The 11,734-nt window shown below is 60.8% G+C and carries 10 protein-coding genes; 5 read left to right on the top strand and 5 right to left on the bottom strand.

All coding sequences use genetic code 11. The annotated features are described in order from the left end of the window. Positions 1–194 precede the first annotated feature (194 nt). The 4 genes from VZP09_RS15325 to VZP09_RS15310 all read left to right on the top strand — a co-directional run bounded on the left by VZP09_RS15325 (position 195) and on the right by VZP09_RS15310 (position 5,125). Positions 195–1,208, top strand: a complete 1,014-nt coding sequence (locus VZP09_RS15325) for a LacI family DNA-binding transcriptional regulator (protein WP_004174685.1) — start codon at positions 195–197, stop codon at positions 1,206–1,208. 136 nt (positions 1,209–1,344) lie between these two features. Next, positions 1,345–1,872 carry an electron transport protein HydN gene (hydN, locus tag VZP09_RS15320; protein WP_002914875.1) on the top strand — a complete coding sequence of 176 codons (528 nt, stop codon included), beginning with the start codon at positions 1,345–1,347 and terminating at the stop codon, positions 1,870–1,872. A gap of 8 nt (positions 1,873–1,880) precedes the next feature. Next, positions 1,881–4,115 carry a carbamoyltransferase HypF gene (gene hypF / locus VZP09_RS15315; RefSeq protein WP_032438927.1) on the top strand — a complete coding sequence of 745 codons (2,235 nt, stop codon included), beginning with the start codon at positions 1,881–1,883 and terminating at the stop codon, positions 4,113–4,115. Beyond that, a complete protein-coding gene (locus tag VZP09_RS15310; protein WP_032417526.1) occupies positions 4,112–5,125 on the top strand; it encodes a HoxN/HupN/NixA family nickel/cobalt transporter in 1,014 nt (337 codons plus the stop codon). Before hypF ends, VZP09_RS15310 begins: the two co-directional genes overlap by 4 nt. Positions 5,126–5,221: 96 nt before the next feature. On the opposite strand, the gene norW is transcribed toward VZP09_RS15310, so the two are convergent. Both norW and norV read right to left on the bottom strand, forming a co-directional pair. Continuing rightward, complete coding sequence (norW, locus tag VZP09_RS15305) at positions 5,222–6,355, bottom strand: NADH:flavorubredoxin reductase NorW (RefSeq protein ID WP_032438926.1); 1,134 nt, start codon at positions 6,353–6,355, stop codon at positions 5,222–5,224. Then, positions 6,352–7,800 carry an anaerobic nitric oxide reductase flavorubredoxin gene (gene norV, locus VZP09_RS15300; RefSeq protein ID WP_032438925.1) on the bottom strand — a complete coding sequence of 483 codons (1,449 nt, stop codon included), beginning with the start codon at positions 7,798–7,800 and terminating at the stop codon, positions 6,352–6,354. Before norV ends, norW begins: the two co-directional genes overlap by 4 nt. Before the next feature lie 187 nt (positions 7,801–7,987). Between norV and norR the strand changes: the two genes are divergently transcribed. Next, positions 7,988–9,538, top strand: a complete 1,551-nt coding sequence (gene norR, locus VZP09_RS15295) for a nitric oxide reductase transcriptional regulator NorR (protein WP_004890240.1) — start codon at positions 7,988–7,990, stop codon at positions 9,536–9,538. Here the strand turns inward: norR and gutQ are convergent. The 3 genes from gutQ to gutM form a co-directional block, all read right to left on the bottom strand. Then, positions 9,501–10,466 carry an arabinose-5-phosphate isomerase GutQ gene (gene gutQ / locus VZP09_RS15290; protein WP_004174691.1) on the bottom strand — a complete coding sequence of 322 codons (966 nt, stop codon included), beginning with the start codon at positions 10,464–10,466 and terminating at the stop codon, positions 9,501–9,503. The two genes, norR and gutQ, sit on opposite strands and share 38 nt — an antisense overlap. Further along, the gene (srlR, locus tag VZP09_RS15285) at positions 10,459–11,232 is read right to left on the bottom strand and encodes a glucitol operon DNA-binding transcriptional repressor SrlR (protein ID WP_002914817.1); all 774 of its coding nucleotides are present in this window, start codon (positions 11,230–11,232) and stop codon (positions 10,459–10,461) included. The genes gutQ and srlR overlap by 8 nt, the downstream gene beginning before the upstream one ends. A 66-nt stretch (positions 11,233–11,298) precedes the next feature. Further along, entirely contained in the window at positions 11,299–11,658 is a 360-nt protein-coding gene (gene gutM, locus VZP09_RS15280) for a transcriptional regulator GutM (protein WP_004145754.1), read from the bottom strand. Between the last annotated feature and the right edge of the window lie 76 nt (positions 11,659–11,734).

The raw sequence follows: 11,734 nt of genomic DNA, 5'->3' as shown, positions 1-11,734 counted from the left end.
ATAGGAAACCGGTTCCACAAAATCATGGTGAGTTTCATTTAATTGCACAAGAAATAAAAAAATATGATCTCAATTTTGTGATTTTGATCGCTAAGCGTCGCCGTGAGCCGGATCGCGTTGGTGAACAGGGGAGTGCTGTAAAAGCGGGAAACGTGCAGTACACTGCCTGCAACTTTTGCAACAGGAAGAATCACATGGCAACGATGCTGGAGGTCGCAAAGCGCGCGGGGGTATCGAAGGCGACCGTTTCGCGGGTGCTGTCGGGCAACGGCTATGTCAGCCAGGAGACCAAAGACCGGGTGTTTAAGGCGGTGGCGGAGAGCGGCTACCGGCCTAATCTGCTGGCGCGCAACCTGGCGACCAAAACCACGCAAACCCTCGGCCTGGTGGTGACCAATACCCTGTACCACGGCGTCTATTTTAGCGAACTGCTGTATCACGTGGCGCGGATGACGGAGGATAAAGGGCGGCAGCTGATCCTGGCCGACGGCAAGCACAGCGCGCAAGAGGAGCGGGAGGCGATCCAGTACCTGCTGGATCTGCGCTGCGATGCGATCATCATCTACCCGCGCTTTCTCACCGTCGATGAGATGGACGAGATCGTTGAGAACCACTCGCAGCCGATCATGGTGCTTAATCGCCGCCTGCGCCGCCACGCCAGCCACTGCGTCTGGTCCGATCAAAAAGCCTCGGCGATGCGGGTAGTGGAGCGGCTGATTGCGCTTGGCCATCGCGATATCGCCTTTATTACCGGCTCCCTTGACTCTCCCACCGGCGTCGAACGCCTCGCCGGCTACAAAGACGCGCTGGCTGGCCACGGCATCGCCCTGAACGAGGCGCTTATCGCCGAAGGGCGCTGGACGCCGGAAACCGGGGCGGCGGGGGTGGAGAGCCTGCGTCAGCGCGGGGTTACCTACAGCGCGCTGGTGGCGAGCAATGACGATATGGCCATCGGGGCGATGAAGCAGCTTCACCAGCTGGGCGTTAAGGTGCCAGAACAGGTCTCGGTGGTGGGGTTTGACGATATTGCTCTTGCGCCGTATATGGTGCCGTCGCTCGCCAGCGTCCGGGTGCCGGTGACGGAGATGATTAAAGAGAGCATCAATCGGCTGATCTTTATGCTGGATGGCGGGGAATTCAACTTTCAGCAAAGCTTTCCCGGAGCGCTGATTGAACGCGAGTCGCTGGTGGCGGGCCCCTGTGCCTGACGTCGTCAGCTGTCATCGTCACTACTGACGATGACAGCAAAGCCCAGCTATAATAGTCTTTATAATCAATATATTAAAAACTTGGAACGTATTATGCATACTCCGGCGCGTAACCTTCTTACTGCTGGAGAAATGGATGAACCGTTTCATTATCGCCGATGCGAGCAAATGTATCGGCTGTCGCACTTGCGAAGTGGCCTGCGTGGTATCCCATCAGGAACATCAGGACTGCGCCTCCCTGACGCCTCACACCTTTCAGCCGCGTATTCACGTGATCAAAGGGGTCAATGTTTCCACGGCGACCGCCTGCCGTCAGTGTGAAGACGCCCCCTGCGCCAATGTCTGCCCGAACGGCGCCATCAGCCGCGATAAAGGCTTTGTCCATGTGATGCAGGAGCGTTGCATCGGCTGCAAAACCTGCGTCGTCGCCTGCCCGTACGGGGCGATGGAGGTGGTGGTGCGCCCGGTGATCCGCCATAGCGGCGCCGGACTGAACGTCGTGGCGGAAAAAGCCGAAGCCAACAAGTGCGATCTCTGCTTCCACCGCGAGAGCGGCCCGGCCTGCATGGAAGTCTGCCCGACGCATGCCCTCGTGTGCGTTGACCGCAACAAACTTGAGCAGATGAATATCGAGAAACGTCGCCGTACGGCGCTGGCCTGGTAAGTCAAGGCATGAACGGGGTGCAAATCCGCATTCGCGGTAAAGTGCAGGGGGTGGGGTTCCGCCCCTTTGTCTGGCAGCTGGCCCGGGCGCAGGCCCGCTGCGGCGATGTCTGTAACGACGGCGACGGCGTACTGGTGCGGCTGGTCGGGGGCGACGACGGTTTTACTGCCGCTCTGGCTGACCACTGCCCGCCGCTGGCGCGGATCGACAGTACCGCCTGCATTCCCTATCGCTGGGCGGCCACGCCGCAGGATTTCACCATCCGCGAGAGCGGGGCGGGACGGATGCGGACTCAGATTGTGCCTGATGCCGCGACCTGCCCGGCGTGCCTCGCGGAGATGAACGATCCCCGGGCGCGCCGCTACCGCTATCCTTTTATCAACTGCACCCACTGCGGGCCGCGGCTGACCATTATTCGCGCCATGCCCTACGACCGGCCCTTCACCGCAATGGCGCCGTTCCCGCTCTGTTCCCCTTGTGAGGCGGAATTCCGCGATCCTGCCGATCGCCGTTTTCACGCCCAGCCGGTGGCCTGTCCCGACTGCGGGCCGCAGCTGCAATGGCAGGCAGAAGGGGAAACGCTGGACGGCGAGGCGGCGCTGCAGGCGGCTATCGCCCGGCTGGCGGCGGGCAAAATCGTGGCGATAAAAGGCATCGGCGGCTTTCATCTGGCCTGCGATGCCGGTAACCCCGCTGCCGTTGCCACGCTGCGGGCGCGAAAACACCGCCCGGCAAAACCGCTGGCGGTAATGCTGCCGACGGCAACGGGCTTACCCGCCGCCGCTGCGGCGCTGATGGGCTCCCCGGCGGCGCCCATCGTACTGATTGCCAAAGCGCAGGTCTCCGGCCTGTGCGACGAAATAGCGCCAGGGCTTGCGGAAGTTGGGGTGATGCTGCCGTCTAATCCGCTGCAGCATTTGCTTCTGCAGGGCCTGGCGCGCCCCATCGTAATGACCTCCGGCAATCTTAGCGGCCGTCCGCCGGCGTTAAGTAATGCTCAGGCGCTCAATGAGTTAGCCGACATTGCCGACGGCTTTCTCTTGCATAATCGCGACATCGTACAGCGGATGGATGATTCACTGGTGCGCTCAAGCGGTGAAATGCTGCGCCGCGCCCGGGGCTACGTCCCGGACGCGCTGCCGCTGCCGCCGGGGCTAGGAGACATCCCGCCGCTGCTGGCTCTCGGCGCGGATATGAAAAATACCTTCTGCCTGGCGCGCGGCAGCGAAGCGGTGCTGAGCCAGCACTTTGGCGATCTTGGCGAGGAAGGTATTGAACAGCAGTGGCGCAGCGCCCTGCAGCTGATGCAGAGCATTTACGCGTTTGTGCCGCAGCGGGTGGTGGTTGATGCCCATCCCGGCTATCGCTCAACGCAGTGGGCGGCCTCCCTGCCCCTGCCGCTGGAGACAGTGCTGCATCACCATGCCCACGCCGCGGCATGCCTGGCGGAGCACCGCTGGCCGCTTGACGGCGGGGACGTTATCGCCCTGACACTCGACGGTATTGGTATGGGGGAGAACGGCGCGCTGTGGGGCGGGGAGTGCCTGCGGGTCAACTATCGCGAATGCGAACATCTTGGCGGGCTGCCGGCCGTCGCGCTGCCAGGGGGGGACCTGGCGGCACGCCAGCCGTGGCGAAATTTGCTGGCCCACTGTCTGGCCTTTGTCCCTGACTGGCAGGATTATCCGCAGGCCGCCACCCTGCGCCAGCGCAACTGGCCGCTGCTGGCGCAGGCCATCGAGCGCGGGATTAACGCGCCGCGCGCCTCATCCTGCGGACGGCTGTTTGATGCCGTTGCCTGCGCCCTGGATTGCGCGCCGGAGAGTCTGAGCTATGAAGGCGAAGCGGCCTGTCGGCTGGAGGCGCTGGCCGCCAGCTGCCCCGGCGTCAGCCACCCGGTTACGCTGCCTTGGCGCGACGACGCGCTGGATTTAGCGACCTTCTGGCGGCAATGGCTGAGCTGGCAGGCGACTCCGGCGCAGAAAGCCTGGGCATTCCACGACGCCCTGGCCTGTGGACTGGCGGCGATGGCCCGCGACTGCGCCACCGTCCGCGGCATCGACACGATGGTCTGCAGCGGCGGGGTGCTGCATAACCGCCTGCTGGCGGCGCGATTGACCTTTTATCTGGCGGATTTTACTCTGCTGTTTGCACAGCAGTTGCCGGCCGGCGACGGCGCAATCGCCTATGGTCAGGCGGTGATCGCCGCCGCCCGCGGGCAGGCTCAAGGAATACAACCATGATAATGACAGTTTTACGCCAGCAGCCGCGCGCCGCGGGTATGGTGCTGGGGTTGATCGCGGCGAATTTTCTGGCCTGGTGCTGGGCGCTGCAGGCCTTTGGCGACAGCGGCGCGCTGATGGCCGCCAGCCTGCTGGCCTGGGGCTACGGCCTGCGCCACGCGGTGGACGCCGACCATATTGCGGCGATTGATAACGTGACCCGCAAGATGATGCAGCAGGGGCGGCGGCCTTTCGCCGTCGGGGCGTGGTTTTCGCTGGGCCACTCATCGATTGTGGTGCTGGCCTCGGCGGCGATTGCCGCGACCGCCACCGCCTTCAGCACGCAGATGAGCTGGCTGCATGATACCGGCAGCGTTATCGGCACCGCGGTGTCGGCCCTGTTTTTACTGGCGATGGCCTTTATCAACCTGGTGATTTTACGCAGCGTGTGGCGCAGTTTTCGGGCATGGAAGCGCGGGGAGCCGGTGAGCGACGAAATCGTCAGCAGCGGCGGGGTGATGAGCTGGCTGTTTGGCAAGACCTTCCGTCTGATAAGCCGCAGCTGGCAGATGTACCTGGTCGGTTTCCTGTTTGGCCTCGGTTTTGATACCGCCACCGAAATCGGCGTACTGGGTATCTCCGCCGCCGGCGCGTCGAGCGGGATTTCCGTCTGGTCGATTATGGTCTTTCCGGCGCTGTTCGCCAGCGGTATGGCGCTGGTGGATACGCTTGATAATGTGCTGATGGTCGGCGCCTACGGCTGGGCGTTCAGCAAACCGCAGCGCAAGCTCTATTACAACATGACCATCACCGGCACCTCGGTGGTGGTGGCGCTGTTTATCGGCGGCCTGGAAGCGCTGGGCCTGCTAATGGATAAGTTTGCGCTCAGCGGCGGAATATGGCGCTGGGTAGGGGCGTTAAACGACAACCTCGGCGACGCCGGATTTGTGGTGGTCGGGTTGTTTGTCGCCTGTTGGGCGCTATCGGTGCTTAACTATCGCTGGCGCGGCTACGACAATCTGGCGCGCTAGGCTGGATATGTTCCCGGCTTGCGCTGCGCTTAGCCGGGCTACCAGGACAATACCGTAGCCCGGCTAAGGCGTTTACGCCGCAAGCCGGGAAAACCATCAACTTACCAGTTGTTTGAGCAGCGTAAAGGCTTCCTTCATTTTGTCTTCACTCACCACAAAGGCCCGCAGCTGGTTTTCGGCATCCACGCCTTTCGCCACCAGCCCCTCTTTGGCGGCCACGATATTCCACGTCAGATCGTCGCGGCGGGTGTCGCCGGCCAGATGCAGCGGCAGATCCGGGGTTTTCACCTTCACCAGCATTGGCGGCAGCTTGAGTTCTCCCGCCTGCGCCAGCAGATTTTTACTCAGGCACATGGCGCTGAGTAAAATCGGCTGCAGGAACGGCAGTACCACGCCGTTGATTTCCGCACAGTCGCCGAGCGCATAAATCGCCGGGTCACTGGTTTGCAGCTGGCTATTGACCACAATACCGCGGTTAATCTGCAGTCCGGCGTGGCGCGCCAGCGACGTTTCCGGGCGCAGGCCGGCGGCGGCCACCACCGCATCGACGGTTATCGCGCGCTGGCGATCGAGACTGACGCGAATGCCGTCGGCGGTTTGCTCCAGCCCCTCCAGCTGCGTTTTCAGCATCAGATGTACGCCCATCTCGGTGAGCCGATGCTGCAGGCGGCTGCTGGCCTCCGGCGGCATCAGCGCCGCCAGCACGCTGGCGGAGTTATCGACTACCGTTACCGCTTTACCGGCGCGGCAGAAATCCATCGCCAGTTCGCAGCCAATCAGGCCGCCGCCGACGATCAGCACGCGCTTCGCGTCGTGCAGCCGGCTCTGCGCCGCGCCATATTCGCGCTGGCTATTGAGCGTTAGCATCAGCTCGCGCCCCGGCACCGACGGGATAAACGGCGTCGCGCCGGTGGCCAGCACCAGTTTGTCGTAGCGCCACTGGTTATCGTGGCTCTTCACTAACCGGTTTTCGGCGTCGATATCGCTTACCCAGGTATGGGGAAACAGACGCAGAGTGTACTGCTCGGCGAACTCGCCGGCACTTTGCAGGGTCAGATCGTCGGCCTTCTGTCCGCGGCTGATGACATGGCTGAGGTCCGGTTTGTTGTATTCATCCATGCTATCGGCGGCGATGAGGGTCAGCGGGATTTGCGCATCCTGCTTACGAATATTTTTCACCAGCTGGCGGGCCGCGAAACCCGAGCCGATGATGACGATGCCATCACTCATTTTGCCTCCGTCGCCAGTACGTCAAAGACATCTTTGCCAAGAGAACACTCAGGGCAGAGGAAATTGTCCGGCACTTCGCTCCACGGCGTACCCGGCTGTACATCCTGATTAGGTTCGCCTTTCGCCGGGTCATAGATCCACTGGCACACGCTGCACTGCATCATGGGACCGAGATCGGCGGCCGCGGCCGCGGCACAGGCGCAGTCCTGTGGTTCCGGCGTTGTCGCTGCTTCAGCAACCGGCAGCGGCGAGAGGGCCCATTGGCGAGCGATGTCGCGACCGTGTTGGCGGCACAGCTCCAGCGCGTCGATATCCGGGCGCCATTTGGCTTTCAGGCTCAGCGACATCTCAAAGCCGGCATCCTGCAGGCGGGTGGACAGGCGGTCTACCGCGCCGCCGCTCCAGCCGTGCGAGCCAAAGGCGCTGGCGCGTTTATTGCGAAAACGCAGCCCGGTCATCTCTTCCACCAGCCCGGCGATTTTCGGCATCATCACGTTGTTCATGGTGGACGTGCCGACAAGTACGCCTTTCGAGCGGAAAACATTGGTGAGGATGTCGTTTTTGTCGCTGCGGGCGACGTTAAAGATTTTCACCGCTACCCGTGGGTCAACCTCGGTGATCCCCTGGGCAATGGCGTCCGCCATCATGCGGGTATTATTGGACATGGTGTCGTAGAAGATGGTGATGCGATCTTCCTGATAATCCGCCGCCCACTCGAGGTATTTCTCGACGATTTGCGTCGGGTTATCGCGCCAGACCACGCCGTGGGAGGTGGCAATCATCTCCACCGGCAGGTTGAAGCCGAGGATTTCAGTAATTTTCGGCGTCACCAGGCGGCTAAAGGGCGTCAGGATGTTGGCGTAGTAGCGCTGGCACTGTTCGTACAGTTCAGTCTGGTCCACTTCATCGTTGAACAGGTGTTCGTCGCAATAGTGCTGGCCGAAGGCGTCGTTGCTGAACAGCACCGCGTCGCCGGTCAGGTAGGTCATCATGCTGTCCGGCCAGTGCAGCATCGGCGTTTCCACGAAGATCAGCTGTTTACCGTTACCGATGTCGAGAGTATCGCCGGTTTTCACCACGTGGAAGTTCCACTCCGGATGATGATGGTGGCCGTTGATCGAGTCGATGGCGTTGGCGGTGCAGTAGATCGGCGTATCGGGGATCTGCATCATCAGTTCGGTCAGCGCGCCGGCATGGTCCTCTTCGGCGTGGTTAATGACGATATAGTCGAGGTCGGCGAGGTCGATTTCGCGGCGCAGGTTCTGTACGAACTCGCGGCTGAATTTATGATCGACGGTATCGATCAGCACGTTTTTCTCTTCGCGGATGAGATAGCTGTTGTAGCTGCTGCCGCGCAGCGTTTTATATTCGGTGCCGTGGAAATCACGCACTTCCCAGTCACGTTGGCCAACCCAAAGAATGTTATTTTTCACCACAATAGACATAGCAACCTCAATCAATACAGTGTGTTTAAACTCAGTTGACTGGCTTATATCAAGTTGCGTGCCAACTTTTTAATTAATTGATAATTATCTGTTTTTAATTTTTTCTGATTTTGGTTGTTGTCAAAATGACAATGGTTAAAATAGTCGATATGACAATGCGTATTGTCAAAATGACAATGGAGCGGCAATGAGTTTTTCCGTCGACGAGCTGGCGAGAATCGCCATAGATTTACAAAGCGATATTGGTCACACCGACCGCTTTTCGCGCCTGATTACTACCCTGCGGCAAATTCTTGGCTGCGATGCCTCGGCGCTGCTGCGCTATGAGGCGCATCAGTTTGTGCCGCTGGCGATCGATGGCCTGGCGCAGGATGTGCTCGGTCGGCGCTTTGCCCTGGAAGGACACCCGCGGCTGGAGGCGATTGCGCGAGCCGGGGATGTGGTGCGCTTCCCGGCGGATAGCGACCTGCCCGACCCCTATGACGGGCTGATCCCCGGTCATGAGAGCCTCAAAGTCCATGCCTGCGTGGGACTGCCGCTATTTGCCGGGCAGACGCTGATTGGCGCGCTGACCCTGGACGGCATGGATGCCGATCGTTTCGATAGCTTCAGCGATGAAGAGCTGCGGCTGATTGCCGCGCTGGTGGCCGGGGCGCTGAATAATGCGCTGCTTATCGCCCGCCTTGAAGCGCAAAACGTCCTGCCGGCGCAGGCGGTGAATTACCCGCTGCCGGAGCGCCAGGAGATCATCGGCCTGTCGGGGCCCATGCTGCAGCTGAAAAAAGAGATCGATATCGTCGCCGCCTCGGATTTAAACGTGCTGATCAGCGGCGAAACCGGCACCGGCAAAGAGCTGGTGGCGAAGGCGGTGCATCAGGGGTCGCCGCGAGCCGCCAACCCTCTGGTGTACCTCAACTGCGCGGCGCTGCCGGAAAGCGTAGCGGAGAGCGAGCTGTTCGGCCATGTGAAAGGGGCATTTACCGGGGCTATCAGCAACCGCAGCGGTAAATTTGAGATGGCGGATAACGGCACCCTGTTTCTTGACGAAATCGGCGAACTGTCGCTGGCGCTGCAGGCCAAACTGCTGCGCGTGCTGCAGTATGGCGATATTCAGCGCGTCGGCGATGACCGCAGCCTGCGGGTCGATGTGCGGGTGCTGGCGGCGACGAACCGCGATCTGCGCCAGGAGGTGGTGGAAGGGCGCTTTCGCGCCGACCTGTACCATCGGCTGAGCGTCTTCCCGCTGTCGGTTCCGCCGCTACGCGAGCGGGAAAGTGATGTGGTGCTGCTGGCGGGCTATTTCTGCGAGCAGTGCCGCCTGCGGATGGGGCTGGCGCGGGTCATTTTGGCTGAGGCGGCGCGAAACCGGCTGCAGCAGTGGTCCTGGCCAGGCAACGTGCGCGAACTGGAGCATGCTATCCATCGGGCGGTGGTGCTGGCGCGGGCCACCCAGGCCGGTGATGAAGTGGTCCTGGAGCCGCAGCATTTCCAGTTTGCGGTGGCGGCGCCGATGTTGCCGACTGAGACGGCGGCAGCGGCGCCCGCGACGGGAAACATCAATCTGCGCGAGGCGACCGACTCTTTTCAGCGAGAAGCCATTAGCCGTGCGCTGGAGGCGAACCAGGGCAACTGGGCGGCGACCGCCCGAGCGCTGGAACTGGACGTCGCCAACCTGCATCGGCTGGCGAAACGTCTGGGGCTTAAAGGATCCCCGCCTGGTAAAAGTTCTGCAGGTTAATGGCGCCGACCAGTTGGCCGTTCTCATCCACTACCGGCGCGGCGCTGATTTTGTGTTTCATCAGCCGCTCTTTGGCTTCCACCGCGCGGCTATCCGCCTGCAGCGTTACGCCGTTGCGGGTCATCGCCCGAGTGACGCCATCGTTGAGCGTACCGCCAGCAACCAGCCAGCGGCGCAGGTCGCCGTCGGTGAAAACGCCCTGCACGCGGTTGGCTTCATCGCAGACCGCCACCAGGCCGAGTCCGGTTCGGCTTAGTTCGAGCATAGCGTCCATGACATTGGCCTCGGTATTGACCCGCGGCACTTCTTCATCACGACGCATCAGGTGATGCACTTTGTTCAGCAGCCGCGCGCCGAGGGCGCCCGCCGGGTGGGAACGGGCGAAATCCTCTTCATTGAAACCGCGCGCCTGCATCACCGCCATCGCCAACGCGTCGCCCAGCATCAGCGTATTGACGGTGCTGGAGGTTGGCGCCAGATGCATCGGGCAGGCCTCGCGCTCCACGGCGATATCCAGCACCGCTTTCGCCGCCAGCGCCAGCGGCGAGGTGGATTTGCCGGTCATCGCCAGCAGCGGAATGCCTTTTTCTTCCAGCCGCGGCACGATGAGATCCAGCTCTTTCGCGCTACCGGAGTAGGAGATAAACAGCATCACGTCGCGGCTATCGAGCATGCCGAGATCGCCGTGCAGGGCTTCCGCCGGATGGACGAAAAAGGCCGGTGTGCCGGTGCTGGCGAAGGTTGCCGCCAGCTTTTTACCGATGTGGCCGGATTTACCGATACCGGAGACAATCAGTTTGCCCTCGCAGTGGATAATGGTTTCCGCCGCGCGGATGAAGTCGTCGCCCAGGCGCTCCGGCAGGCGGCTCGCCTCCTGCAGCTCAAGCATCAGGGTCTGGCGTCCGGCCTCTAACAAAAAGTTACTCATGATGTTCTCCAGTAATAATGACTTCAATACCTTTGGCTTCCAGCGCCCGCTGGAATTCCGGGTCAATATCGGCATCGGTAATCAATTTATCCACGCGTTCAAGGCCGCAGACAATATTGGGGCTTTTACGACCAAACTTGGATGAGTCGGCCATCAGGATCACTTCGCGGGCGGCGTTGCACATCGCTTTGCTGACGGTATAGACCTCATTAAAGGTAGTGACTCCGGCGTTCAGATCGATACCGTCGGTGCCCATAAACAGCTTGTCGAAGCTGAACTGTTCGAAGGCGTTTTCCGCCAGCTGGCCGTGAAAAGAGGCCGATTTTTTACGGAAGGTGCCGCCCGGCATCAGGATGGTCTGCTCGTTATCGAACTCTGATAGCGCGTTGACGATATGCAGGCTGTTGGTCATCACCGTGATGTTATTGAAGTGACTCAGCAATGGCACCATCTGCAGCACGGTGCTGCCGGCGTCGAGGATAATTGAATCGCCATCGTGGATGTATCGCACGGCGGCCTCGGCAATCTGCGCTTTTTTATGGGTGTTGATCAGCGTTTTATGGTCAATCGGCGGATCGGCTTCATCCTTGTTGAGTACCACGCCACCGTAGGTGCGAATGACGGTGCCGGCGTTTTCCAGCGTGACCAGATCCTTGCGGATGGTGGTGCCAGTGGTATCGAAGTGTTGCGCCAGCTCTTCGACCGAGCATTTTCCCTGCGACTGCAGGAACTCGAGAATGGCTGCCTGGCGCTGACGTGGTTTCATAGGCGTCTATCCTGCGTTTAAGTTTCGAAGTGATAATTTCGCAAGATATTTACTTTTACAACGAAATTATCCATGTTTCGGATTAAGCGCTAATGATAGTGCATTCTGACAGCGCGGATCATGGGGAAAGATCACATCAGGCTGCAATTCCGCAATATGTTTGCCTGCCAGAGCCGGGATCTTTTGCGGACTGGCGAAAATGGTGAAGCCTTTCATCAGCAGCGTGTCGCTAATGCGGTCGTTATCATCGACGGCGATGGCGACGATGGCGCGCGGTTGAAAGCGCCCGGCGGAGCGGCCGACGCCCACCCGCCCCTGCTGGCACAGGCTATCAAAGGCGCGATTGAAGCGGCGGATCTGCCAGCCGCCAAAGGCCAGCTGGGTAAGCCAGGCGATGGCGGCGACGATGATTAATGCAGTAACCATAGGTCTCTCCTTAAGGGGGGCGGGAACAGCCCAGGTCACGGCGCGAGCGCCTAACCCGAGCGACCCGCGGTGCCGT

The sequence above is a fragment of the Klebsiella sp. EMBS2024 genome (assembly GCF_036233805.1).
Classification (GTDB): Bacteria; Pseudomonadota; Gammaproteobacteria; order Enterobacterales; family Enterobacteriaceae; genus Klebsiella; species Klebsiella pneumoniae.
Note: the sequence above shows the minus strand (reverse complement) of the source record. Positions and strands in the feature narration are given on the sequence as shown.